We start from the raw sequence: 25,627 nt of genomic DNA, 5'->3' as shown, positions 1-25,627 counted from the left end.
CACCGCGGTGCCCGTGTCCCGGCCGGGGACACGGGCACCGTCACGTCGTCTCAGCCCTGTTGCGTCCCGGCGTCCTTCACCTCCTGGGTGAGGTCGCCGGTCTGCGCGGCGGGCGGGGCCACGATCTCCTTGGTGGCGCCGAACTTGTCGAAGTCCATGGTGACCTTCATGGCGCCGAACTCCTGCGTCATGCGCACCGGGAGGTCCTTGCCGCCCACCCAGACGTCCATGGTGACGGTGGTGGAGCCGCCGGTCATCTGGCCGAAGAGGTTCCCCGCGTCGCCGTAGGCGTCCTTGAGCCTGCCCATGTCGCTCCGGTCCAGGACGGCCCGGTAGTGGGTCGCGGAGCGGCCGTTGAGCGTCTCCTTGCCGAGGTCCTCAACATTGCTGGCGTACTTCAGCCCCTTCATGGACGCGGACGGGCTGCCGCCGGCCGACCCGCTGAGCGCGTCCGCGCCCGCGTCGCCGAACACGGCCGAGCCGTCGATCCGCATCCACTCCTTGCCCGCGAGCGGGCCGGACGGCTGCGGGTCGATGTCGTAGTAGTAGGCGCCGTCCACGAACAGCGTGCGGACCGTCGGGGAGGCCGTCAGCTCCTGCATCTGCGCGGCCTCGGTGTCCATCTCGACGTCGAAGGCGTAGCCGTCGCCCCACGAGTACGTGCCGTCCATGGAGATCGGCTCGCCCGGGCCCAGGTCGGTCGACATCCGGACCTCCGCGGAGCCCAGCTCCTCGGTCCGGTCGGTGGCACGGGAGAGCGCCGCCATGATCGTGTCCGTCTGGCTCACGGCCGTGTCGGCCGCCTTGTCGGCGGTCTCCGCCGCCGTCTTCGCGCCCTGCGAACCGCACGCCGTCGCCGCGACCATCGCCGCCGCGGTCAGCCCCACCCAGGCCGCGGTGTACCTCAGCTTCATGAGTCCCCACCCAGTGCCGTGTTCCTGTGATTCACCTGTGCCGAGGACTGTACCGGGCACCACCGACAGCGTCCGGATACCGGACGACGGCACCTTTTTTTGCCCCGCCCCCTACGGTTCCCGCACGCCGCAAAGGTCTTCTGATTCAAGGGGCATCGTGCGGTTTACCGGTGTCCAAGCGCCTGGGAACAACGGTTTCCGTAGGTAAACAGCCATTGACGCGGCGGTTTTCGTCGGGATTCCATCTGGCGTCGGGAGCGGACGAGAACCACGTACGAGCAAGCCGCCGGAGGCGATAGCGCTCCCGCCCGAACCACGCCGCCCGAGTCGATCGGAACCGCTCCATGACCGACACGCTCCACCCCGCCGAGACCGCAACCGCAGCGCCCCCCGACCTTCCGGCACCGCCGGAGTCACGGACGCTCAAGCGTTCCATCGGGGTCGTCGGCGGCACTCTCCTGACGCTCTCGTGCGTGACCCCCGCCTCCACGCTGTTCGTGGTGGTCCCCGACCTGTTCGGCTCGCTCGGCACCGCCACCGCCCTGACCATCGCCATCGGCTCCCTCCTCTGCGTCGCCGTGGCGTTCTGCTACTCGGAACTGGGCACCCTCATCCCCAGCGCGGGCGGCGAGTACGCCATGGTGTCGACATTGGCCGGGCGGCTGGCGGGCTGGCTGGTCTTCGTGCTGTCGCTGCTGGTCGTCATGATCGTGCCGCCGGTGATCGCGATGGGCACGGCCGACTACCTCGCACCGATCGTGCACCTCGACCCGTCCGCGGCGGGCGCCGGCGTCATGGTGCTCGCCACCCTGGCCGGCCTCCTCGACCTGCGGGCCAACGCCTGGATCACCGGCGTCTTCCTGGTCCTGGAGGTCATCGCCGCCGCCGTCGTCGCGGTGCTGGGCTTCGCCCACGCGGAGCGCGGTCCCGGCAGCCTCGCCTCCCTGGAGGTGGCCGGCGCGGACGGCGGCGCGGACCCCGTGACGGCGATGCTGGTCGTCTCCGGGCTCGCCATCGCCCTGTTCGTCACCCAGGGCTTCTCCACCGCCGTCTACCTCTCCGAGGAGTTGGAGAACCCGCGCCGCAACGTCGCCCGCACGGTGCTCGCCACCCTCGCCATCTCCGCCGTGATCATCCTGGTCCCGGTCGTCGCCATCACCCTCGGCGCCTCCGACCTCGCGGAGCTGACCGGCGGCGACATCGGCGCCATGGTCACCGCCTGGTCCAACTCGGCCGTCGGCACCTTCGTCAGCCTCTGCGTCGCCCTCGCCATCATCAACGCGGGCATCGTCATGGTCATCCAGAACTCACGCGTCCTGTTCGCCTCGGCCCGCGACAAGGCCTGGCCCGCCCCGGTGAACGGCGTCTTCTCCAAGCTCGGCCGCTTCGGGTCCCCTTGGGTCGCCACCCTCGCCGTCGGCGTGCCGGGCGCCCTGCTGTGCTTCGTCGACCTGGACACCCTGTACGGGGTCACGGGCGTCTCCGTCACCGGCATGTACCTGCTCGTCGCGGTCGCCGCCCTGCTCTGCCGGCGCGGCTCCCACCGGCACGCGCACGCGTGGCGCATGCCCCTGTGGCCCGTCGTGCCGGTCCTGCTGATCGTGGTCCTCGCCTACATCCTGACCCAGCAGGAGACCGGCCACCTGCTGTGGACCGGCGGCATCACCGCCGCGGCCACCCTGTACTGGGCCCTGTACCTGCGCCCGCGCCGCGACACGCGCTGGCTGGTGACCGTCCCCGACGACGTCCGGGAGCCCGCCGGGCCGTGACGCCGCCCGCAAGCCGCCCTACCGCACCCGCGGTACGCGGGACCGGCCGCGTACTTCCCTGGGAGGGGCGGAGGTTCGGTCCCGGGACTGCCCCGGTTGTCGGCGGCGGCCCGTACCGTTGACACATGGATCTTCGACTGCCCCGCGTGCGAGGGCTGCTACGGGGGCCGCGGCGGATTCTCTGCGCCGCGGCCGCCGTCGTCGTACTCGCCGGAGCCGGGACCTGGACGGCCGTCGCCGGTGACGACCCGCCCCCGGTGCACCGCACCGACCGGACCCTGGCCGTGGGCGACGGAGTGCGCCTGGACACCTCGTACTTCACGGCGGGTTCCGGCGGCCGGCGCCCGGCCGTCCTGCTCGCGCACGGCTTCGGCGGCAGCAAGGACGACGCACGCGAGCAGGCGAAGACCCTCGCCCGCGACGGGTACGCGGTGCTGACCTGGTCGGCGCGCGGCTTCGGCAGGTCCACCGGCAGGATCGGGTTGAACGCGCCGGACGGCGAGGTCGCCGACGTGTCCCGGCTGATCGACTGGCTGGCGAAGCGGCCGGAGGTCCGGCTGGACCGGCAGGGCGACCCGCGCGTGGGCGTGGCCGGCGGTTCGTACGGCGGGGCCGTGGCCCTGCTGGCCGCCGGGCACGACGACCGGGTCGACGCCATCGCCCCCGCCATCACCTACTGGAACCTCGCGGACGCCCTCTTCCCGAACGGCGTCCTCAAGAAGCTGTGGGCCGGCCTCTTCGTCAACCTGGGCGGCGGCTGCGAGGAGCTCGACGCCACGCTCTGCCGGATGTACCAGCGCGTCGCCGAGCAGGGGGCGCCGGACGCCGAGGCGGTGAAGCTCCTGGAGGAGCGCAGTCCGCAGGCTGTCGGCGACCGCATCGACGTGCCCACGCTGCTGATACAGGGTCAGACCGACTCCCTCTTCCCGCTCGGCCAGTCCGACGCCGCCGCGAAGGCGATCCGGGCCAACGGAGCCCCCGTCCAGGTCGACTGGGTCTCGGGCGGGCACGACGGCGGCGACATGGAGACGGACCGCGTCCAGGACCGCATCGGGACGTGGTTCGACCGCTATCTGAAGGACGACGAGTCCGCCGGCACCGGCCCCGCCTTCCGCGTCACCCGCACCCTCGGCGCCGGCAGCGGCGACGGAGAACCGCGCCTGGAGGGCGTGAGCGCCGACTCCTACCCCGGCCTCACGAGCGAGCCGCAGGCGATCGCCCTGCGCGGACGCGAGCAGCGCTTCGACAACCCGGCCGGCGCCAGTCCGCCCGCCGTCTCCGCCGTGCCCGGCATCGGCGGCTCCGGCGGCCTCTCCCGGCTCTCCTCGCTCGGCGTCGGCATCTCCCTGGAGTTCCCCGGCCAGTTCGCCGCCTTCGAGTCGGCGCCCCTGGAGGAGGACCTCCAGATCACCGGCTCGCCCACCGCGACCGTGCACGTGAAGTCCACCCGCGACGACGCCGTGCTCTTCGCCAAGGTGTACGACGTGGGGCCCGGCGGCACCCAGCAGGTCCTCCCCGCCCAGCTCGTCACGCCCCTCAGGGTGGAGAACGCCAAGGCCGGCAAGGACGTGACGATCACCCTGCCGGCCGTCGACCACGAGGTCGAGGACGGCCACCGACTGCGCCTGGTCCTCTCCTCCACCGACCTCGGGTACGCCTCCCCGGCCGCCCCCGCCACCTACACCGTCTCCCTCAAGGGCGACCTGAAGGTACCGACGGCGCTCGGCGGGACCGGCCAGGTGGCCGGGCTGCCCGCCTGGGTCTGGTGGGCGCCCCTCGCCGGAGCGGCGGTGGCCGCGGCCCTGCTGCTGACGGCCCGCCGGCGCACCACGGCCCCGCCGCCCGACCCCGCGCTGGCCGGCGTGCCGCTCCAGATCACCGACCTGACCAAGCGGTACGCCAAGTCCACCGACCGGTACGCGGTCCGGGACCTGTCCTTCCGGGTGGAGAAGGGCCAGGTACTCGGCCTGCTCGGACCGAACGGCGCCGGCAAGACGACGACCCTGCGCATGCTGATGGGCCTCATCACGCCCGACGGCGGCGAGATCCGCGTCTTCGGCCACGCCATCGCGCCCGGCGCCCCGGTGCTCTCCCGCGTCGGCGCCTTCGTCGAGGGCGCGGGCTTCCTGCCGCACCTGTCCGGCCGCGAGAACCTGGAGCTGTACTGGCGGGCCACCGGCCGCCCGCCCGAGGACGCCCACCTCGACGAGGCCCTGGAGATCGCCGGCCTCGGCGAGGCGCTCGCCCGCGCGGTGCGCACCTACTCCCAGGGCATGCGCCAGCGCCTCGCCATCGCCCAGGCCATGCTCGGCCTGCCGGACCTGCTGATCCTGGACGAGCCGACCAACGGCCTGGACCCGCCGCAGATCCGCGAGATGCGCGAGGTGATGATCCGCTACGCGGCGGCCGGCCGCACCGTGATCGTCTCCAGCCACCTGCTGGCCGAGGTCGAGCAGACCTGCACCCACCTGGTGGTCATGGACCACGGCCGGCTGGTGCAGGCCGGCCCGGTCGGCGAGATCGTCGGCTCCGGCGACACGCTGCTGGTCGGCACCACCGCGCCCGTCGACGCGCCCCTCGTCGAGAAGGTCGCCGCCCTGCCGGGCGTGGCCTCGGCCGTCCGCACCGACGAAGGCCTCCTGGTCCGCCTCGACGCCGCCGCCGACGGCGCCGCCCGCCGCCTGGTCGCCGACCTCGTACGCCTGGACGTGCCCGTGGAGTCGGTGGGCCCCCACCGGCGCCTCGAGGACGCGTTCCTCACCCTGATCGGAGACCCGGCATGAGCACGCTGGCCGAACGCGCCGAGCCCGCCGGCCCCCGGGAGGTCGCCGAGGGCTACCGCGCGGGCCGCACCCTGCCCGTGCGGGTGGAGCTGGTCCGGCAGCTCAAGCGGCGGCGCACGCTCGTCATGGGCGGCATCCTGTTCGCCCTCCCGTTCGTGCTGCTCGTCGCCTTCCGGGTCGGCGGCGGACCGGACGGCGGCGGCAACCAGGTCAGCCTGATGGACTCGGCCACCGCCTCGGGGGCGAACTTCGCCGCGGTCAACCTCTTCGCCTCCGCGGGCTTCCTCCTCGTCGTGCCCGTCGCCCTGTTCTTCGGGGACACGGTCGCCTCGGAGGCGAGCTGGTCCTCGCTGCGCTACCTGCTGGCCGCGCCGGTGCCCCGGGCCCGTCTGCTGTGGTCCAAGCTGGTCGTCGCGCTCGTCCTCAGCCTCGCCGCCATCGTCCTGCTGCCGCTGGTCGCGCTCGCCGTCGGCACGGTCGCCTACGGCTGGGGGCCGCTGGAGCTGCCCACCGGCGGCAGTCTGCCCACCGGCACGGCGGCCGAGCGCCTCGCCATCACGGTGGCGTACGTCTTCGTCTCGCAACTGGTCACCGCCGCCCTGGCGTTCTGGCTGTCCACGAAGACGGACGCACCGCTCGGCGCGGTCGGCGGCGCGGTCGGCCTGACCATCATCGGCAACGTCCTGGACGAGGTGACCGCCCTCGGCGACTGGCGGGACTTCCTGCCCGCGCACTGGCAGTACGCCTGGCTCGACGCGGTCCGGCCCCAGATGGACTGGACCCGCCTCATCCAGGGCACCTCGCTGTCGGTGACCTACGCCCTCGTGCTGTTCGCCCTGGCCTTCCGGGGGTTCGCCCGCAAGGACGTCGTCTCCTAGGCCCCCGCCCTTCCGCCGCGCACGCACGGGCGCCCCTCCCGGGGCGCCCGTCGGCGTCGACGCGCGAAGACACCGCCCCGGTCACCGGAGGGTCACCCACCGGTCACGGCCGCCCGCCGCCGTGCCCCTTTCGAGACGCACCCGTGACGCCACGTACCGCACGTTCCGCCCCGCCGCGCCGTCACAGTCACGTACACCGGCGTCAACGGAACCAGGGGGCACGGAAGATGAAGCGGTACCGGACACGAAGGCCGATCGGCGCGCTGCTCGCGCTCACGGCGGCGGGCGGCCTGCTGCTCACCGGCTGCCAGGGCGACGGCGCGGCACAGGGAGCGAAGGACACCGCGGCTGACTCCCGGGGAGGTTCGGCTCCGCTCCCGGCGCCCGACCGCCCCCGCGGCGAGGACGGGCAGCGCCCCGACGGAGGTGACACCCCACCGGGGACGGGAGAGGGGCGTGACGCCGCCCCCGACCACCTCTCCACCTTCGCCCTCGACGTCGACACCGCCTCCTACGGGTACGCCCGCCGCACCCTCTCCGAGGGCCGGCTGCCCGATCCGTCGACGGTCCGCCCCGAGGAGTTCGTCAACAGCTTCCGCCAGGACTACGACCGTCCCGGCGCCGATGGCTTCTCCGTGACCGTGGACGGCGCCCGCACCGGCGAGGAGGGCTGGTCGCTGGTCCGGGTGGGGCTGGCCACGCGGAGCGCCGAGCAGGAGGGCGAACGCCCGCCCGCCGCCCTCACGTTCGTCATCGACGTCTCCGGCTCCATGGCCGAGCCCGGCCGCCTCGACCTGGCCCAGGAGTCCCTCGGCACGATGACCGACCGGCTGCGCGACGACGACTCGGTCGCGCTCGTCACCTTCAGCGACGAGGCCGAGACCGTGCTGCCCATGACCCGGCTCGGCGACCACCGCGGCCGGGTGCACGACGCCATCGACAGCCTGGAGCCGACCGACTCCACCAACCTCGGCGCGGGCGTCGACACCGGCTACGCCACGGCCGTCGAGGGCCGCCGCGCGGGCGCCACCAACCGCGTCGTCCTCGTCTCCGACGCCCTCGCCAACACCGGCGACACCGACGCGGACGCCATCCTCGAACGCATCGCGGACGCCCGCCGCGAGCACGGCGTCACCCTGTTCGGCGTCGGCGTCGGCAGCGACTACGGCGACGCCCTGATGGAGCGCCTCGCCGACCGGGGCGACGGCCACACCACCTACGTGTCGGACACCGAGGACGCCCGCGAGGTGTTCTGCGAGCAACTGCCCCGCCACATCGAGCTGACCGCCCGCGACGCCAAGGCCCAGGTCGCCTTCGACCCCGAGGCGGTCGCCGAGTTCCGCCTCGTCGGCTACGAGAACCGCGAGGTCGCCGACGACGACTTCCGCGACGACCGCGTCGACGGCGGCGAGGTCGGTCCCGGCCACACGGTCACCGCCCTGTACGCCGTCCGCGTCCGGCCCGGCGCCGACGGCCGGCTCGCCACGGCCACCGTCCGCTGGCTCGACCCCCGTACCCGGGCCCCGCACGAGGAGTCCGCCGACGTGGAGACCGGCGGCCTCGACGACTCCGTCTGGGAAGCGGACCGGGACCTGCGCGTCACGGCGACCGCCGCGTACTTCGCCGACGCGCTGCGCTCCTTCGGCGACGACCGGCACGGCTCCCTGCCGGGCGCCCCGGGCCTCGGCCGGCTCGCCGAGCACGCCGGGACACTGGCCGACCGCACCGAGGACGAGGACGTCCGGCGACTGGCCGAGGCGATCGCGACGGCGGACCGCCTGACGACCTGACACGCCGCGCCCGGGTTGACTCTTCCTTACGCTCCAGTAAGTTTACTCCCGAGTAAGTAAGTGGAACGAACACGGCACGACAGCACCTCCGTCCGATCCGCGACCGGGAGCCGACATGGGCGTACACAGGGACCTGAAACGGGCGAGGAAGCGCGGTGGCCTGGCGTCCCGCACGACGACCGAGACGGTCAGGGACGAGAGCGGCACCGTCCGCGAGGCCCGTACCGCGCCCCTCGCCCCCCGCCCCACCACGGGCAGCACCGCCGACATCCCCTTCACCAACGCGTCCGAGGCCCCAGGCGCGGTGGTCCTGCGCCGCGAGGTGGACGGCGTCTGGCGTCCCGTCACCGCGGCGGAGTTCGCCCGCGAGGTGACCGCCGTGGCCAAGGGTCTGATCGCCGCCGGCCTGGAGCCCGGCGGCCGGGTCGCCGTCATGTCCCGCACCCGCTACGAGTGGACGGTCCTGGACTTCGCCGTCTGGACGGCGGGCGGCCAGACCGTCCCCGTCTACCCCACCTCCTCCGCGGACCAGGTCGAGTGGATCGTCCGCGACTCCGGCGCCGCCCACGTCGTCACCGAGACCGCCGCCAACACCGCCACCGTCGTGGCGGGCACGGCCTCCCACCCCGAACGCCCGCGCACCTTCGAACTCGACGCCGGTGCGCTCGCCGACCTCACCGCCCTCGGCCGGGACGTCAGCGACGAGGAGGTCACCAAGCGCCGCACCGCCCTCACCCCAGACACGGTGGCCACCGTCTGCTACACCTCCGGCACCACCGGGCGCCCCAAGGGCTGCGTCCTGACCCACGCCAACCTGCACGCCGAGGCCGCCAACACGGTCGAGCTGCTGCACCCGATCTTCAAGGAGGTCACCGGCCAGACCGCCTCGACTCTCCTCTTCCTGCCCCTCGCCCACATCCTCGGCCGCACGATCCAGATCGCCTGCCTGCTGGCCCGCATCGAGGTCGGCCACTTCCCGAGCATCAAACCCGACGAACTCCGCCCGGCGCTGAAGTCCTTCCGCCCGACCTTCCTGGTCGGCGTCCCGTACCTCTTCGAGAAGATCCACGACACGGGCCGCGCGACCGCCGAGAGGATCGGCCGCGGCGCCTCCTTCGACCGCGCCCACCGCCTCGCCGTCCGCTTCGGCGCGGCGCACCTGGAGCGGTTCCTGGGCCGCGGCAAGGGGCCCGGCCCCGCCCTGCGGGCCGGCTGGGCCCTGTACGACCTGCTGGTCTACCGCCGGGTCCGCGCGGAGCTCGGCGGCCGGATGCGCTACGCCATCAGCGGCGGCTCCCCGCTCGAACGCGACCTGAACCTGTTCTTCTACGCCGCCGGAATCATGGTCTACGAGGGCTACGGCCTGACCGAGACCACCGCGGCCGCCACCATCGTCCCGCCGCTCGGCCCCCGCCCCGGCACCGTCGGCCCGCCCGTCCCCGGCACGTCCGTGCGCATCGGCGACGACGGCGAGGTGCTCGTCAAGGGCGGCATCGTCTTCGGCGCCTACCGGAACGACCCGGCGGCCACCGACGCCGTCCTGGCCGACGGCTGGTTCGCCACCGGCGACCTCGGCTCCCTGGACGCCGACGGCTACCTGACCATCACCGGCCGCAAGAAGGACATCCTGGTCACCTCCGGCGGCAAGAACGTCTCACCGGCCGTCCTGGAGGACCGGCTGCGCAGCCGCCCGCCCGTCGCCCAGTGCCTCGTGGTCGGCGACAACCGCCCCTTCGTCGCGGCCCTGATCACCCTCGAACCCGACGCCGTCGCCCACTGGCTGTCGGTCAGGGGGCTGCCCGCCGACACCCCGATGTCCGAGGTCGTCCGGGACGAGCGGATGCGGGCCGACGTGCAGAAGGCCGTCGACCACGCCAACGCGGCCGTCTCCCGGGCCGAGTCGATCCGCGCCTTCCGCCTCGTCGAGGGCGAGTTCACCGAGGAGAACGGGCTGCTGACCCCCTCCCTCAAGGTGAAGCGGCACGCGGCGGCCGCGGCGTACGCCGACGAGATCGAGGCGCTGTACGCCACGCCGGGCCGCTGACCCGGGCGGCGACGGGGTGCGGCCCGGCCGACGGCATGCGAAAGGGGCGGACCGCCGGTGCACCCGGCGGCCCGCCCCTCGCCGCTGTCAGCCCTCGCTGTTGGAGGACAGGATCGAGACGTCCTCCAGGAGGTGCGCCAGCGCGCCGTCACGCTTGGCCTGCGTGGAGTTCTCGGAGCACTGCTGGTTCATGTCGTCACCCAGGACGTTGAGGTCCTGGATCGGGACGATGCCGATGACGCTGACCGGAATGTCGCTGACGGCGAGGCAGGGCTTGTTGAAGGAGCCCTGGATGAGCGCCATCTGCGGGCTCATGTTGCCGTGGGTCGCCGAGTTGCCGAAGTACTGCGAGGCGCCGTTCCCGTTCGCGGAGACGGGGCCGCTGTCGTCGCCGATCGCCATCGCCTGCGGGGCCGCGGCAGCGGAGGCCCCCATGACGGAGGCGGCGATCGCCGCGTAGGCAACAACCTTCTTGATCACTGGCCAGTCCTTTCTCAGAAACCCCGTCCACCGGAGCCCTCTGGTCAACTCCGTGAGTGCAGTCGGGTTTCTCCCGTTCACTCCGTCGGCCGACAACGGGAAATGTGTACGTATCCACGGGTCGCCCGGCATTCCGGCGGATTTTCCAGGGCTTTTGAGATCCCGTGCGGGCCAACCGGGTGAACGCCCGCAACCAATCACTCCGCACCGGGTTGATGAGGCCGTAGGACAGTGCGTCGCTACGACGAAAGGAACGCGAAGTGCTCAAGAAGGCAATGGTCGCCGCGGCGGCTGCCGCTTCTGTGATCGGCATGTCCGCTGCTGCCGCGCCCCAGGCGCTTGCCATCGGGGACGACAACGGGCCGGCCGTGGCCAACGGCAACGGCGCCTCGTCGTCGTTCGGCAACTCGGCGACCGACGGCGACATGAGCCCCCAGCTCTCGCTGGTCGAGGGCACGCTGAACAAGCCGTGCGTCGGCCTCGAGGACATCAACGTCGCCGTCATCAACATCGTCCCGATCCAGGACGTCAACGTCCTGGCGGACGACCTGAACCAGCAGTGCGACGACAACTCCACGCAGGCCAAGAGGGACGGTGCGATCTCGCACGTCCTCGAGGACCTGTCGGTGCTGTCGGCCAACGGCGAGGGCTGAGCCTCATCCCGCTCGGTCCGGGCGGCCCGCTGACCTCTCCGCGGGCCGCCCGGTCGCACGGGCCGGTTTTTCGCCGGGCGAGCGGAACGACGTCGTCGCTCTCCTGGGGGTACGGCCGTAACGGATCGTAGGGCATTCGAGTGAATATCTCGGGTCCCCGCGTTCGGTAGTTTCCCCGGCCGTCAATTCCTCGTTTGCAGGCTGCAGGTCATGGTGCGAGCCGTCAATGCTGTGCTCGCGCGGTTTCGGCCGTCATTCAGGCATGACCGCAGAGAAGGGAAAGTTCATGAAGAAGAGCGCTGCTGTCGTCGCGGGCGCGATCATGGCCCTCGGCATGGCCGCCCCGGCCTTCGCCGACGCGGGCGCCGAGGGTGCCGCTGTCGGCTCCCCGGGTGTCCTGTCCGGCAACGTGGTCCAGGTCCCCGTGCACGTTCCCGTCAACGTGTGCGGCAACACGATCAACGTTGTTGGTCTGCTGAACCCGGCGTTCGGCAACCAGTGCGAGAACGACTGACGTCGTTCCGCACCGACCGGCTGCGTCACGGCCGGCCCTGGCCAACTCGCTTGGTTCGGGGCCGGCTTCTCCCCTTTCTGCAGCCCGTTCTCCAGCCATCTCTACCAGCAGGAAGACAACGAGAGTGCGACAGACCCTGAGCAGGGGGATGGTCGCGGCAGCCGCCGCGACAGGCATCCTGTCCCTGTGCGGCAGCCCCGCCCTTGCCGACTCGCATGCGGACGCGACCGCCACGAACTCACCCGGCGTCGCGTCCGGCAACGCCGTCCAGGTCCCCCTCGACGTACCGGTGAACGCCTGCGGCAACACCGTCGACGTCATCGCCGCCCTCAACCCGGCCTTCGGGAACGAGTGCGAGAACAGCTCGGACGAGAAGACCGGCGGTCCCGGTTACGGCACCGGCCAGGACACCGGGTACGGCACCGGACCCGGCGAGGACGTCCGGGTGCCGTCCGGGTCCCACGCGAGCGGTGAGGCCGTGGGCTCACCCGGCGTCGGCTCCGGAAACAACGCGCAGGTGCCGGTCGACGTGCCGCTGAACCTCTGCGGCAACACCATCGACGTCATCGCCGCGCTCAACCCGGTCTTCGGCAACTCCTGCGACCAGGCGCAGGAGGAGCCCCCGGGCTACGGCGAGGAGGAGCCGCCGCCTCCCACCACGCCGCCGACCGACGAGGAGCCGCCGCCGCCCGGTGAGGAGAAGCCCCCGCCGCCGGCCGGCGAGGAGGAGCCTCCCCCGCCCGCGAGTGAGGAGGAGCCGCCCGCTCCGCAGACGGAGAAGCCGCCCGTGCTCGCGGAGACCGGCAGTGCGGGCGCGCCGGCCGCCGCGGCCGCCGGTGCGGCGATGATCGCCGGTGGCGCGATCCTCTACCGCCGCAGCCGGGTGGCGGCCCGCCGCTGACCCCGGCGCTCCGCCGCCTGACGCCCCCGGCCGACCCCTACGGTCCGCCGGGGGCGTCGCGCTGCCCACCCCCCCGCACGGTGGGCAGGCCGGTCAGCGGCTGCCCGCCCGCTCGTCGTCCGGGCGGTCGGAACGGTCGGTGCGCCCGGTGGGATCCGGAGCGGGGGCCTGCCGTACGACACGGGCCGCGGGCGGGGGCCCCGCGGCCGGGCGGCGGTCCCTGCGGCGCGCGCGGTCCAGCAGCCGTCCGGTCGCGTGCCGTCCCCACAGGGCCCACAGGGCCCGGCCCGGGGCGCGGTCGTCGGGGGCGTGCCAGGCCAGCTCACGTCCGTCGGGGGCCGGACGCAGGGCGCTCAGCGGCGCGTAGTTCTCCACCACGAAGGTCCGCCCCGGCCGCGGCTCGCCCTCCGGCAGCGCGCGGTGGGTCAGGTCCAGGTGCAGGGCGCGTACGACGTCGAGGCCCGCGGTGTCGGTGAACAGCCGGAACTGGGCGCCGGGACGCGGGTTGAAGTCGAGCAGGTGGTAACGGCCCGTGGTGCCGCAGCGGCGGAAGTCCAGGTCGAAGATGCCCCGGTAGCCCAGTTCCCCGGTGACCCGCTCGGCGAGCGCCTGCACCCGCGGGTTCGGCGTCCAGTGGCCGACCGCCGTCAGACCGGCGCCGCGCGGCCTGGCGCGCGTCTTGCGGCCGGGACCGCCCGCCCGGACCGTGCCCGAGCGGTCGGCGTACCCGTGGAAGAACCAGTCGCGGTCCGGTCCCGGCGCCAGGAACGCCTGGAGCAGCAGGCGGCTGCCCGCCTCCTCGGCCCGCCGGTACAGTTCCCGCGCCTCCTGCGCCGAACGCACCAGCACGGTGCTGCGCAGCCCGCCGCCCGGGGGCAGGAGCCAGGGCCGGCTCCACTTCGCCACCACCGGCAGCCCCAGCCGCCAGGCGGCGCGGGCGGCCTCCGCCTCGCCCTCCGGGACCAGGGTCTCGGGGTGCGGCAGGTCCAGGGACGCGCACACACCGGCCAGCTCCGCCTTGTCGGCCACCCGCTCGGACAGCGCGCCGGGCAGCTCCGGCAGCAGGTAGACGGGCGCCAGCTCCGCCCGCATCCGCGCCACCGCGACGGCGCACGCGTCGTCCATCGGGATCAGTACGGCGGGCCGCGCGACGCGCGCGGCGACGCGGCGCAGCGCCGCCGCGATGTCGTCGGACGACGCGCCGGGCGGCGGGGGAGTGTGCAGTCCGCTCACGTAGCGGGAGGCGCGGACCGGGCTGCGGGAGCAGTCGGCGACCACGTGCACGTCCACGCCCGCGCGGCCGAGGGAACGCACCGCGCCCAGCGTTCCGTGGTGGAAGGGATTGCGGTCGGTCCGCAGCAGAACGGCCGGGACTCGGGTGTCGAACAACGGCACGGGCTTTTTCCTTCGTTCTTCGGTTCGGATCACCGGTGCGGGCGATCGGCGCACTCGAAAGCCGTAACGGCGGTGGCGTGATGGCATTTCATATGACTGAGTGTCAGTAGACGGGGACACAGAGCGAGGAAAGGAGCCGGACATGGCCGTACGGCAGTTATGGACCCGGTCCGCACGGCCGGCGCGCGTCGTCGCGGTACTCGCGGCGGCGGTGTTCCTGACCGCGTGCCCGGGGGTCGCCGTCGGCGACCCCGTGCCGCCCGCGCCCGCCCCGCCCGCACCGGCGCCCGCGGTCCCCGCCCCGGCGCCCGCCGCCGCTCCCGCGTTCGGCGCGTACCTGGACTACGGTCCGCGCGGCGTGGCCAGGATGGCCGAGCTGAGCCAGTGGCTGGGCGACGCCGAAGTGCGCGTCGGCCACACCTACCTGCCCGGCGACCGCTGGAGCAACATCGAGGGCGCCCCCGGCTTCCTCGACGTGTGGGCCGACTGGCGCACCCGCGAGGCCGACCGGACGCTCGTCCTCAACGTGCCCATGATGGAACGCAACGAGGAGGGCGTCGACGACGACGAGGTACGGGAGTTGCTCCGCAGGGGAGCCGCCGGGCACTTCGACCACCACTTCAGGGCCCTCGCCGAACGGCTGGTCGAACTGAACGTACCGGACACCGTCCTCGTCCTCGGCTGGGAGATGAACGGCACCACCTACACCCACCGGTGCGGGCCGGACCCGGAGGCCTGGAAGACGTACTGGAACAGGATCGTCACCGCCATGCGTTCCGTGCCGGGCCAGAAGTTCCGGTTCGACTTCACGCCCAGTCGCGGCCGGGACGCCGTGCCCTGGACGCAGTGCTATCCCGGGGACGACACGGTCGACATCATCGGCATGGACTCCTACGACCAGCCACGGGGCATGGCGTTCGACGAGCAGGTGACGGAACCCTTCGGGCTCCAGGCGCACGTGGACTTCGCCAAGGCCCACGGGAAGCCCATCTCCTATCCCGAATGGGGGCTGTTCCGCAACGGCGACAACGCCGAGTACATGCGGCGCATGCTCGCCTGGATGGACGAGCACCGGCCCGTCTACAACACGCTCACCGACTACTGCCCGCACGGCGTGTGGCAGTGCGACGACAATCCCCGGTCGACCGCGGTGTACCGGTCCGTGCTCTTCGGCCGCACCGACGAGCCGGCGCCGAGTGCCCCGGAGCCGACCGCGCCCCCCACACCCACCGCACCGCCCGTGCCCGCGGTGCCGCCCACCGCGCCCCGGCCGCAGGCCGGCTGCTCGCCGCTGGAGCTCGGCGACTGGGTCGAGTACTGGCTCGGCGGAAAGCTCTGCATGCGCCTCGACTGGTACACGCGCAACAGATAGCGGCCCGCGGTGGCGGCGGGGCCGGTCAGGTCCTGCCGCCACCGTCGCCCTCCCTCTGCTCCCGCCACCGGTGCAGCAGTTCCTTGCCCCGCCGGCGCGCGGCGACGTCGCAGAGAGCGGCCGCCAGCAGCGGGGCCGTGCGCCGGCGGGCGAGCAGCAGACGCTGGTTGCCCACCGGCTCCGGACGCCAGTGGTGCTTGTACGGCTCGTCCCCGCGCAGCAGGCTCAGCGTGGAGCGCCCCGGGGCCCGGGCGTGCTCGGCGCACGCGGCCAGCAGCATCACCGCCACGTCCGCCTTCCGCTCCCGCAGCCGGGGATGGGCGCCGTACAGATAGCCGCCGGCCAGCCGCCGGGACAGCAGCGTCACGTCCACGGCCACCACCTCGCCGTCCATCCGGAACTCGGTGACCACCGCGTCCCCCGCACGCACCATCGGCCCCACCGCCCGCACCAGATGCTCACGGAACCGCGTCCGCAGGTGCTCGCCGGTCACCTTCCGGCCCTGCCACTGCAGCAGGTGCAGCTCCAGCAGCCGGTGCAGGGCCGCGTCCACCTCACCGGCGGGCACGGTGCGGCTCCCCACCCCCAGCGCGTCCAGCCTGCGCAGCTTGGCGCGCACCCGCTGCTGCGCCTTGGCCGAGGGCAGCCTGGCGACCAGGTCGTCCATGGGTACGGCGGGCAGCTCCAGGCAGGGCGAGTCGGGCACCCGGCGGCGGGGGCCGCGCCAGTGGTCGTAGACGCGTTCGGCGGCGGCGCCCGGACGCACCTCGCGCAGGTCGATCAGCGCCGTGCGGGCCGCCGCGCCCAGCGCCCCGGTCAGCGCGGCCACCGCGTCCTGACCGCGCTCGTCGTCCAGCAGGACGTCCCCGTAGTCGGAGATCGCCCCGCCCAGCGGCACCAGCGCCGGTACCGGGCCCCCCGCCCGCATCAGCGGCGCGGCGGCGACCAGTTCGCGCCCTTCGCGGGCCAGCAGCAGCCGCAGCCGGCCCGGGGCGCCGTAGGAGCGCCACCACGAGTGCAGCCAGGCGTGGCTCTGGAACGGGGTCGCGGCGGCGCACCGGCGGTACAGCCGGCCCCAGTCGGCCGCCAGCTCGGTGAAGCCGCGTTCGTCGGTGACCAGTTCCGCCGTGTACGCCGCGGCGGGCGGCGGGTGCGGGGCCCGGGACCTGGTCGTGGTCGCGGCCGGGCCCGTCGCCTGGTACGTCACAGCCGGCCGCGGACGTCGGCCGCCGGGGCGGGACCGGGGAGGGCCGCCCCCGCGCGACCGGGTTCCCGCGCCGACCGCAGGGGCCGGACCAGCAGAGCCAGCCCGCCCAGCAGTCCGCCCGCGCTCGCGCCGACCAGCGCGGTCAGGGCGGTGGAGGCCGAGGATTCCTCGGTGGGCTCGGTGGCGCGTGCGAACTGACGCAGTTCCACGTGGGTGTCGTCCGCGGCGGCGTCCGCGTGCCGGGTCAGCGCGCCGGCGACGGCGTTGGCCATGTCGGCGGCCTCGCCGGGGCGGGAGGAGGTGGCCGCCACCGAGACCATCGGCGCGTCGGGCGAGGTCGCGGTCCGCACGCTCTCGCGGAGCGTCGCCACCGGCACGTCCGCCCACATCTGGGCGTCCCCGAGCACCGCGAGCTGGGTGGCGACCCGGCCGTAGGCCTGCGCGAAGCCCAGTGCGGACGCCGGGTCGGACTTGTCGGTGGGGACGGCGACGACGTAACTGGTCGCCGTGTACTGCGGGGCGGTGACCAGGCCGTAGGAGGCGCCGAGCAGGCCGCCGGCGAGGACGCCGGCCGCGAGCGGGGACCAGGGCGGCAGGGCGCGCAGGCGGTGCAGGGCGGGGCCCAGCGGGGTGCGGGCGCGGGCGGACCGGTCCGGCCGGGCGGCGGGCTTCGCGTACTCGGCGCCGGGCTCGGCCGGGGACTGGGTGAGGGGCTCGGTCATGCGGAACTGACTCCCTGGGGTGCCGGGGGCAACGGGTGCGTGAGGGTGGCCGCGTACACGTCCGTCAAGCGGGCGGCGCTGCGCGTGACGCAGTAGTGGCGGGCGGCCTCGGGTGCGGTGCGCGGGCCGGGACCCGGGCCGCTGTCCGCGCGGACCTCGGCGAGGGCGCGGGCGAACTCCTCGGCACCGCCGGTGACACGCCGGGCCGAGGGCGCGGCGTCCGGGGGCAGGTCCTCGATCGCCGGGCAGGAGGAGTGGAGCACCGGCAGCCCCGACGCGAGCCCCTCCACGACCGCCAGGCCGAAGGCCTCCTCGGCCGACGGCGAGGCGAGGACGTCCATGGCCGAGGCGAGCGCGGGCAGGTCGGGACCCGGGGAACCGTCGGGCAGGTAGGGGCGTTCGCCGGTGAGCAGGACACGGTCGGCCACCCCGGCCTCGTGGGCGGTGCGGCGCAGCGTGTGCTCCTCCGGGCCGCCGCCGACCAGCAGCAGCCACCAGTCGTCCGGGAGCCGGGCCAGGGCACGGACCAGCACGTCGAACCGCTTGCCCGGTGCCAGCCGGCCGACGCCGCCGACGACGTACGCGCCCTCCGGCAGGCCGAGGCGGCGGCGCGTGCGCAGACGGGCCACGGGATCGAAGCGGAACCGGTCCAGGTCGATGCCGTTCGGGACGACCTCGATGCGGGGCGCGGGCACGCCCCAGCGCCGCAACCGGTCGGCGACGGTGGGGGAGACGGCGACCGTGGCGCTGCCCAGCCGCTCCCCGGCCAGGTAGAGGGCGCGGACGCCCGGGGTGAGCGGGCGGCCCTCCATCTGGGAGTCCCCGAGGGAGTGTTCGGTGGCCACGATCGCCCGGACGCCGGCCAGCCGCGCGGCGAGGCGGCCGTAGACGCAGGCGCGGTACAGGTGGGTGTGCACGAGGTCGTAGCCGCCGCGGCGGATGAACCGGGTCAGGCGGGGCAGCGCGGCCAGGTCCCGGTTGCCGGCCATGCCGAGGTGGGCTACGCGTACGCCGTCGGCCCGCAGCCCCTCGGCGACCGGGCCCGGGTTGGTGAGCGTCACGACGTCGCAGTCGACGGGGAGGTGGCGCAGCAGCAGCCGCAGTTGCTGCTCGGCACCGCCCACCCCGAGGCCGGTGATGACGTGCAGTGCCTTCATCTCAGACCCCCGCGCCGGCGCGGCGGCGCAGGCGGTGCAGCCGCGTCTTCAGCAGCAGCCGCAGCGACCCGTCGCTCTGTCCGACGTGCACCCGCGGCAGGGCGTGCGGGCCGGTCAGCGGGCCGGGGTCGATGGCGCAGGCGTACGCGTATCCGGCGGCCCGCACGGCCTCGACGGCGCGGGCGTCGACCGTGCCGTACGGATAGCAGAAACCGGTGACCGGAGCACTGATCAGATCCGCGAGCAGTGCTCTGCTCTCGGCGGTCTCGGCCCGCAGTGCGGCGTCGTCCGCCTCGGTCAGGTCGATGTGGGTGAGCCCGTGCGAGCCGATCTCGACGCCCTCGGCGGCGGCGTGCCGGATGCCGTCGGCGGTCAGCAGCGGCTTGCGCGGACCCAGCGGGTCCCAGGCGTTGTCGCCGCCGAGCCGGCCCGGCAGTACGAAGAGGGTGGCCCCGCAGCCCCAGCGGCGCAGGCACGGCAGCGCGTGCTCGACGAAGTCGGCGTACCCGTCGTCGAAGGTCAGCCCCACCAGCCCGCGGCCCGCGCCGCGCGCCCGCGCGGCCAGCAGCTCGCTGACCGGTACGCCGCGCAGTCCGCGCCGCCGCAGCCAGCCGAGCTGTGCGTCCAGGCGGTCGGGCGTGACCGTGATGCCGTACGGGTCGGCCGAACGGTCGCCGACGGAGTGGTACATCGCCACCCACGGGACGGTGCCCAGGCGGGCGCGGACCCCGCCGCGAGTGGCGGCGGCGTCAACGGAACCGACGGGGCCGACGGGGGCGGGAACGGGGGCGGGAACGGAAGCGGAAGCTGAAGCGGCCATGGGAGAGCCTTCGTGAGACGGAGCGGGGAAGGGGAGGGAGGCGGAGGAGGCGGAGGAGACGGTGGAGGCGGCGGAGCCGGGGGTGGCCGAGGGACCTGAGGGCAGCGGCGACACCCGGGACGCCCAGGGCCAGGCCGAGGGCGACGAAGACCGCGACGACGGTCGCCGCACCGGCGGCGAGGGACACGGCGGGCCCGTCGAACCCGGCCGCGGCCGCCGCGCCCGCGAGGGTCGCCCCGGCCGCCGCCGGCACCGCCCTGCCCAGGTCGCCCAGGACGCGCCGGACGCGGACCGGGACACTGCGCGGACCCATCCCGGCGAGCAGCAGGGCGGCGGTGACGGTGATGCCGGCGGCGTTGGCGGCGGCGATGCCGGTCACGCCCCACGGGCCCACCGCACCGGCGCCGATGCCCGCGGTGGCGGCGATGCCGGCGGCCATCGCGCCCAGCGGGTACCAGCTGGCGCGGCCCGCGGAGAAGTACGAGCGGGCGAGCGCGCCCACCACGGTCTGGCCGAGCAGCCCGAGCGCGTACACGCGCATGACGTTCGCGGTGACCGCCGTGTCGGCCGAGGTGAAGGCGCCGCGCTGGAAGAGGAGTTCGATCATCTGCGGTGCGCAGGCGATGACGGTGGCCGCACCCAGCAGCACCAGGCAGGCCGCCAGTGCCACGTCCCGTTCGACCCGGTCGCGGGCGCGTTCGGTGTCGCCGTCGGCCAGCGCCCGGGCCACCACCGGGAAGGTGACCGTGCACAGCATCAGCGACAGCGTCATCGGGATCTGGGCCACCTTCTGCGCGTAGTTCAGGTGCGAGATGGCCCCGGAGGGCAGCCCGGAGGCGAGGAAGCGCTCGATGAGGACCTGGGACTGGCGGCACAGGGCGAAGAGCAGGACGGTGGTGAACAGGGCGAGGGCGAGGGGACGGGCCGGGTCGGACGTGGCAGCCCGCGCCGTGCCGGCCCCGTCCCGGCACCGCAGCCGGCGCAGCAGCGACGGCAGTTGCGCCGCCACCATCAGGAAACCGCCCGCCGCGACCCCGACCGCCGCCGAGCGCACCCCCCAGCGCCCGCCGAGCACGAACATCGCGGTGATGATGCCGGTGTTGTAGGCGACGTAGATCGCGGCCGGCGCCAGGAACCGGCCGTGCGCCCGCAGGGCCGCGCTGCAGTACCCGGCGAGCCCGAAGCTGAGCACGCAGGTGGCGGTGAGCCGGGTGCAGTCCACGGCCAGGGCGTGCTCGCGCAGACCCGGGGCCAGGGCCCGGACCAGCATCGGCGCGGTGACGACGACCAGCGTGCCGACGGCGAGGAAGGCCACCGCCAGGCGGGGCAGGGTCGAGGCGACCAGCGCGCGGACCGGGTCGCCGGAGGCGCCCTGCGCGCGGCGGGCCAGCGCCAGGCTGAACATCGGCACCAGCGCGAAGGCCAGACCGTCCTCGATCAGCAGCGTCGCCGCGAACTCCGGGACCGTCCACGCCACCAGGAAGGCGTCCGTCTCCCCGCCGGCCCCGAACAGCCGGGCCAGCGCCTGGTCCCGGGCCAGCCCGAGCACCGATCCGGCCACCGACAGCACGGCCGTGAGCAGCGCGGCCCGGGCGAGGAAACTCCGGGAGGAACGGGGCTCGGGGGTGGGGGTGGGCGCGGTGGTGGACGTGGGGGTGGGTGCGGGGGGTGACGTGGGCGTGGTGACCCTGGCGGGCGGGACGGACGCCCCGTCCGCGGCACGCAGCGGGGTCGGCTTCACCGGGCCGGCACCTCCTCGGAGCCGGCTTGAGTACGGACTCCCGTCCCGGTCCCACGGCAGGCTTCCGTGCCGCGTCCCGCGCCGGGTTCAGCGTCGCGCCCCGCACCGGCTCCCGCCGCTTCCGCCTCCGCCCCGGACCCGAGCGCCCACCAGGCCGCCAGGCCGAAGCACACCGCCGTCAGCACGGTCGAGGGCCCGCCGATGTCGGCGTACGCGAAGTCGGTCAGCTGCCACACGAGCAGCCCGCAGGCGACCAGCCCGCAGTCCGTCCCGGCCCGCCCGGTACGCCGTACGGCACGGAGCCCGCGCAGCGCCAGGACGAGGAGCGCCAGCCAGCTCCCCGCGAGCGCGAGCAGCCCGAGCAGCCCCTGCTCCGCCAGTACCAGCAGGTACATGTTGTGCGGGGACAGCAGCGGCTGCCGGAGGTACCCGGCGCCGGCGCCGTCCGTCTCGCTGCCCGAGGACAGCGCCAGCGAGGCGTGGCCGTCGCGGTGTTCCGGGAAGCCCTTGAGACCCACGCCGGCCAGCGGACGCTCGCGCCACATGCCGACGGCCGCCTCCCACATCGTGTAGCGGTCGGTCACCGACTGGTCGGGGGCGTCCGCGACCTGCGTGATGCTGCCGACCCGCTCCTGGAGCATCGCCGTGCCGAGCCCGAACCCGCCCACCAGCACCACGCCCGCCGCGACAGCCGTCGCCCCCACCGCCAGCGCCCTGCGCACCCCGGCGAGCAGCAACTGCGCCGCGCAGGTCACCGCCGTGGCGATCCACGCGCCGCGGCTGAAGGACAGGGCGAGCGGCACCAGCAGGGCGAGCGCGCACCCGGCCGCCAGGGCGCGCTGCCGGGCGGGTGCGTGACCGAGCGCCAGTCCGACCGCGCAGACCAGCCCCAGGGAGACGACGGTCGCCATCCCCATCACGTCCTGCGGTCCGAAGGTGCCCACGGCCCGGATCTGCTCGCCCTGGTACGAGGCGCCGGTCCCGGTGACGTACTGGTGCACGCCGACCGCCCCCTGCCACAGCGCCAGCCCCACCATCGACCGGGCGAGCAGCCGGGCGTCGCCCCGGTCGCGGACCAGCAGCAGGACCGCGGCGGGCACGAGGACGAAGACCTGGAGGTAGCGTCCGAGACCGGTGACCCCGGCCCCCGGCGTCACCGCGCCCACGGCGGCGACGGCCAGCCCGAGCACCGGCAGGCCCAGCACCACCGCCGCCGTACGGGACAGGGGGCGCCGCCGGCCGTGTACCAGGCGCAGCACGCCGTACAGCACCACCAGCGCGGAGACCGCGTCGGCCGGATGCGCGCCGCCCCCGCCGTCCGCGGCGACCGGCAGGGCGAGCAGCGCGACGACGGCGACCACGGCGAGGACGGGCGGCGGCCGCCGGGCGCGCGCGGCGGATGGGGGCGGGACGGGACTGCTCACGCGGCTCAGCTTCCCGTCGGGCGAACGAGCGCCACGGCCGTGCGCAGCAGGATGCACACGTCCTGCCACAGGGACCAGTCGTCGATGTAGGCGTTGTCGAAGCGGGCCCGGTCCTCGATGGAGGTGTCGCCGCGCAACCCGTGGATCTGCGCCAGGCCCGTGATCCCGGCCGGCACCCGGTGGCGGGCGGCGTAACCGGGGTGTGCCTGGCTGAACTGCGCCACGAAGTAGGGACGTTCGGGTCGGGGGCCGACCAGGCTCATGTCGCCCCGGAAGACGTTCCACAGCTGGAGCAGCTCGTCCAGGGAGGTGCGGCGCAGGAAGCGGCAGAACCACGGCATCCGGCGCTCGTCCGCCACGCTCCACCGGGTCGCCGACTCGTGCTCGTCGGCCGGCCGGTGGGTGCGGAACTTCAGCAGCGTGAACGGCCTGCCGTCCTTGCCGACGCGCTCCTGCCGGAACAGGACGCCCGGGCCGCTGATGATCCGCAGGGCCGCCGCGCAGGTCAGCAGCAGAGGGCTCAACAGCAGCAACAACGCCCCGGAGACCGTCACGTCCAGCACCCGCTTGCCGGTGCTGCGCGGGCGCCGCAGGCCCGACTCAAGACGTCGGCAGGGGAACCCGGCGAGCCGGTCCGGGCCCGCGTACGCGGGGGCGTCCGCGTCGACCTCCCACACCGCGCAGCCCGACTCGGCCAGCGTCCGCAGCAGGGGCCCCCGCAGGGCCCGTACGGAGGGGTCCACGGCCAGGACGTCGCGCACGCCGTTCTGCACGACGGCACGCCGCACCTCCTCGCCCGTGGTCAGCACGGGCAGCGACGTTGCTCCGCCGGGGTCGTCGGTGACGATCCCGACCGGGCGCACCCCGCAGCGCGGGTGGCGCAGGACCGCCGAGGCCACGCGGTGCGCGGTGGCCGCGGGGCCCACGACGAGGGCGGCGCGCGGGTGGTTCAGCAGCCCGGCACGGCGCCGCCGGTGCACGACGCCCCGGCCCGCGCAGCCGGACGCGGTGTGCAGGAGGAAGCCGAGGAGCAGGGTGCGGGCGGACAGCGCGTGCGGTGGGGCGTACGCCGCGACGAGCGCGGCCAGCGCCAGCCAGACCACCGCGATACGGCCGCACAGCGCGGGCAGGTCGTCCAGTACACCCGGCAGGCGCCGGGGCGGGCGCGAGCGGGGGCGCAGCAGCAGCGAGCCGGCTACCAGGAGGGCGGCGAGCAGCGGTGTGTGCGGGGTGCCGGTGAGGACCAGCGAGCCCGGCAGGGCCGCCGCGCCGTCCGCGACGAGCAGCGGCAGCGGGGAGTCCGGCCGACGCGGGAACTCGGGCCGCGGTGCGGGCCGCCCGGCGGGGAACCGGAAGCCCGGCGTGCCGGTGCGCCGCGTCAGCACCGAGACGGGGGAGGAGCCGAGGTCGCGCGGCTGGCCGGCGGGGTTGGGGACGGTGCGTTCCGCGGTCACGGGTGGGTGGGCTCCCTGTACTCGATGGGCGCGACGCCGGCCCGTCCCACGGCTGCGGACCCGTCGCCGGGCAGGTGGGACTCGGCGGGCGTCGCCCGGTTGCCGGGGAGGCGGGACACGGCCGGTGCGGGCCGGGTGCCTCGGGGGTCGGGTTCGGCGGGTGCGGGCCGGGTGCCGGGCAGGTGGGGCTCCGGGCCGGTCGGCCGGGTGCGGGGGAGGGGGGACCCGGGGGATGCCGGGCGGGTGTCGGAGGAGGGGGGCTCGGTGGGCGTCCCGGGGGCAGCGGCGGAGTCTTCCGCCGGTGCCGGGTCGTGGTCGTGGAGGGGGTGCGTGCGGGGGTCCGGTCTGCTGTCGGGGTGGTGCGGTGCGGGCGTGGGCGGTCGGTCGCCGTGGACCGTGAGCGGTCCGGTCGTCCCGCCCCGCTCGGCGAGGAGGCCGTCGTAGAGCGCGGCGACCGCCGCGGCCGTGTGCCGCACGTCGTGCGTGGACCGCACGTGCGCGCGACCCCGGCGGCCGAGCGACGCGCGCAGCGGGGCGTCGAGCAGCAACCGGGCGACGGCGTCGGCCAGCGCCGCCGGGTTCTCGGGCGGCACCACGCAGTGCGGCACGAGAGCCGGCGGCAGGCCCTCGCGGGCACCGTCCACGTCGGTCACCACCACGGGCCGCCCGCAGGCCATCGCCTCCAGGGGGGCCAGCGCCATGCCCTCCCAGCGTGACGGCAGGACGACCAGATCGGCGGCCCGGTACCAGGAGCCGACGTCCGCGACGGCACCCGTGAACAGCACGGAGTCCGCGCCGTCCGCCCCGCGGTGGTCCGGGGTCGGCCCGGGGACGTCCGGCCGGCCCGCCGCGGCCCGCCCGGTGAGCCGTGCCCGGTCCGGACCGTCGCCGACCAGCACCAGCCGGGCCCCGGGCACCCGCGCGAGGACCGAATCCCAGGCGGCCAGCAGGACGTCCTGGCCCTTCTGCCGGCACAGCCGTCCCACGCAGACGACCAGCGGGGCGTCCGGACCGGCCGCCCGCGCCCGCTCGGCCCCGTCGCCCCCACCGAAGCGGTCGACGTCGATGCCGTTCGTGATCACCGACCACCGTCCGTGAATCCCGGCCCGCACGCCCCGCAGCCGCTCCGCCTCGCTGACGCACACCGTCCGCGCCGCCCACCGTGCGCCCCACCGCTCCCAGCCGCGCGCCAGGGCCGCGGCCACCCCGTCGACCGCCTCGAACGACCAGGCGTGCGGCTGGAACACGGTCGGGACCCGTCCGCGTACGGCGAGCCGTCCCGCGAGGCCGGCCTTCGCGCTGTGCGCGTGCACCAGGTCGGGCCGGACCTCCCGGACCACCCGGGCGAGCCTCCGTACCTCCGGGACCAGGGCCGGGCCCGGCGATCGCGTCGCCGGCCAGTGCCGTACGTCGGCGCCGAGCGAGCGGAGCCGGTCCGCGAGGTCCCCGTCCGGACAGGCGACCGCGACGCGCAGACCGGCGGCGAGCTGGGCCCGCGTCAGGTCCGTCACGACACGGGCGACCCCGCCGTCCACCGGCTGGGTGACGTGCAGGACCCGCGGCCGGGCGTCGGTCGGTGGCAGGTGCATACGCGTTTCCTCGCTCACGG

Annotated in this window: 20 protein-coding genes; 9 read left to right on the top strand and 11 right to left on the bottom strand. The window is 74.8% G+C overall.

Annotated elements, in window-relative coordinates; genetic code table 11:
* Positions 1–50: 50 nt before the first annotated feature.
* Entirely contained in the window at positions 51–914 is an 864-nt protein-coding gene (locus ACZ6EG_RS04290) for an SCO4651 family lipoprotein (RefSeq protein ID WP_469601384.1), read from the bottom strand.
* A 344-nt stretch (positions 915–1,258) separates the two neighbouring features.
* Here ACZ6EG_RS04290 and ACZ6EG_RS04285 point away from each other — a divergent pair, with 344 nt between their 5' ends.
* From ACZ6EG_RS04285 to ACZ6EG_RS04265, 5 genes are all read left to right on the top strand, one after another.
* On the top strand, positions 1,259–2,683 hold the full coding sequence (locus tag ACZ6EG_RS04285) for an APC family permease (protein WP_469601381.1): 1,425 nt from the start codon (positions 1,259–1,261) through the stop codon (positions 2,681–2,683).
* Between the two features lie 125 nt (positions 2,684–2,808).
* The gene (locus ACZ6EG_RS04280) at positions 2,809–5,466 is read left to right on the top strand and encodes an alpha/beta fold hydrolase (RefSeq protein ID WP_391968062.1); all 2,658 of its coding nucleotides are present in this window, start codon (positions 2,809–2,811) and stop codon (positions 5,464–5,466) included.
* Complete coding sequence (locus tag ACZ6EG_RS04275; protein WP_391968061.1) at positions 5,463–6,344, top strand: ABC transporter permease; 882 nt, start codon at positions 5,463–5,465, stop codon at positions 6,342–6,344. The genes ACZ6EG_RS04280 and ACZ6EG_RS04275 overlap by 4 nt, the downstream gene beginning before the upstream one ends.
* A 227-nt stretch (positions 6,345–6,571) precedes the next feature.
* Positions 6,572–8,134, top strand: a complete 1,563-nt coding sequence (locus ACZ6EG_RS04270) for a vWA domain-containing protein (RefSeq protein ID WP_391968060.1) — start codon at positions 6,572–6,574, stop codon at positions 8,132–8,134.
* A 115-nt stretch (positions 8,135–8,249) separates the two neighbouring features.
* Entirely contained in the window at positions 8,250–10,178 is a 1,929-nt protein-coding gene (locus ACZ6EG_RS04265) for an AMP-dependent synthetase/ligase (RefSeq protein ID WP_469601376.1), read from the top strand.
* Positions 10,179–10,265: 87 nt separating this feature from the next.
* Here ACZ6EG_RS04265 and rdlB read toward each other — a convergent pair whose 3' ends face one another.
* Entirely contained in the window at positions 10,266–10,658 is a 393-nt protein-coding gene (gene rdlB, locus ACZ6EG_RS04260; protein WP_391968058.1) for a rodlin RdlB, read from the bottom strand.
* A gap of 260 nt (positions 10,659–10,918) precedes the next feature.
* Between rdlB and rdlA the strand changes: the two genes are divergently transcribed.
* The 3 genes from rdlA (at position 10,919) to ACZ6EG_RS04245 (ending at position 12,726) form a co-directional block, all read left to right on the top strand.
* Positions 10,919–11,311: a rodlin RdlA gene (rdlA, locus tag ACZ6EG_RS04255; RefSeq protein WP_356603537.1), complete on the top strand. Its 393-nt coding sequence runs from the start codon at positions 10,919–10,921 to the stop codon at positions 11,309–11,311.
* A gap of 286 nt (positions 11,312–11,597) precedes the next feature.
* Entirely contained in the window at positions 11,598–11,825 is a 228-nt protein-coding gene (gene chpD / locus ACZ6EG_RS04250) for a chaplin ChpD (RefSeq protein ID WP_391968291.1), read from the top strand.
* 148 nt (positions 11,826–11,973) lie between these two features.
* Positions 11,974–12,726 carry a chaplin gene (locus ACZ6EG_RS04245; RefSeq protein WP_469601679.1) on the top strand — a complete coding sequence of 251 codons (753 nt, stop codon included), beginning with the start codon at positions 11,974–11,976 and terminating at the stop codon, positions 12,724–12,726.
* 93 nt (positions 12,727–12,819) lie between these two features.
* Here ACZ6EG_RS04245 and ACZ6EG_RS04240 read toward each other — a convergent pair whose 3' ends face one another.
* On the bottom strand, positions 12,820–14,121 hold the full coding sequence (locus ACZ6EG_RS04240) for a carboxylate--amine ligase (protein WP_391968056.1): 1,302 nt from the start codon (positions 14,119–14,121) through the stop codon (positions 12,820–12,822).
* Between the two features lie 142 nt (positions 14,122–14,263).
* Between ACZ6EG_RS04240 and ACZ6EG_RS04235 the strand changes: the two genes are divergently transcribed.
* Entirely contained in the window at positions 14,264–15,493 is a 1,230-nt protein-coding gene (locus ACZ6EG_RS04235; RefSeq protein WP_391968055.1) for a glycoside hydrolase family 26 protein, read from the top strand.
* Positions 15,494–15,518: 25 nt separating this feature from the next.
* Here ACZ6EG_RS04235 and ACZ6EG_RS04230 read toward each other — a convergent pair whose 3' ends face one another.
* The 8 genes from ACZ6EG_RS04230 to ACZ6EG_RS04195 form a co-directional block, all read right to left on the bottom strand.
* On the bottom strand, positions 15,519–16,613 hold the full coding sequence (locus ACZ6EG_RS04230) for a GNAT family N-acetyltransferase (protein WP_391968290.1): 1,095 nt from the start codon (positions 16,611–16,613) through the stop codon (positions 15,519–15,521).
* 83 nt (positions 16,614–16,696) lie between these two features.
* Entirely contained in the window at positions 16,697–17,422 is a 726-nt protein-coding gene (locus ACZ6EG_RS04225; RefSeq protein ID WP_469601370.1) for a YveK family protein, read from the bottom strand.
* Entirely contained in the window at positions 17,419–18,579 is a 1,161-nt protein-coding gene (locus ACZ6EG_RS04220) for a glycosyltransferase (protein ID WP_469601368.1), read from the bottom strand. The genes ACZ6EG_RS04225 and ACZ6EG_RS04220 overlap by 4 nt, the downstream gene beginning before the upstream one ends.
* Before the next feature lies 1 nt (position 18,580).
* The gene (locus tag ACZ6EG_RS04215) at positions 18,581–19,270 is read right to left on the bottom strand and encodes a polysaccharide deacetylase family protein (protein ID WP_469601676.1); all 690 of its coding nucleotides are present in this window, start codon (positions 19,268–19,270) and stop codon (positions 18,581–18,583) included.
* 58 nt (positions 19,271–19,328) lie between these two features.
* Entirely contained in the window at positions 19,329–21,140 is a 1,812-nt protein-coding gene (gene murJ, locus ACZ6EG_RS04210; RefSeq protein ID WP_469601365.1) for a murein biosynthesis integral membrane protein MurJ, read from the bottom strand.
* Positions 21,137–22,564, bottom strand: coding sequence for an O-antigen ligase family protein (locus ACZ6EG_RS04205; RefSeq protein ID WP_469601362.1), 1,428 nt, complete (start codon positions 22,562–22,564; stop codon positions 21,137–21,139). The genes murJ and ACZ6EG_RS04205 overlap by 4 nt, the downstream gene beginning before the upstream one ends.
* Positions 22,565–22,569: 5 nt before the next feature.
* On the bottom strand, positions 22,570–24,018 hold the full coding sequence (locus ACZ6EG_RS04200) for an exopolysaccharide biosynthesis polyprenyl glycosylphosphotransferase (protein WP_391968050.1): 1,449 nt from the start codon (positions 24,016–24,018) through the stop codon (positions 22,570–22,572).
* On the bottom strand, positions 24,015–25,607 hold the full coding sequence (locus tag ACZ6EG_RS04195; RefSeq protein ID WP_469601358.1) for a glycosyltransferase: 1,593 nt from the start codon (positions 25,605–25,607) through the stop codon (positions 24,015–24,017). The genes ACZ6EG_RS04200 and ACZ6EG_RS04195 overlap by 4 nt, the downstream gene beginning before the upstream one ends.
* Between the last annotated feature and the right edge of the window lie 20 nt (positions 25,608–25,627).

The organism is Streptomyces sp. NPDC041968 (assembly GCF_055589025.1).
This window is presented reverse-complemented; position numbering and strand designations above follow the sequence as displayed.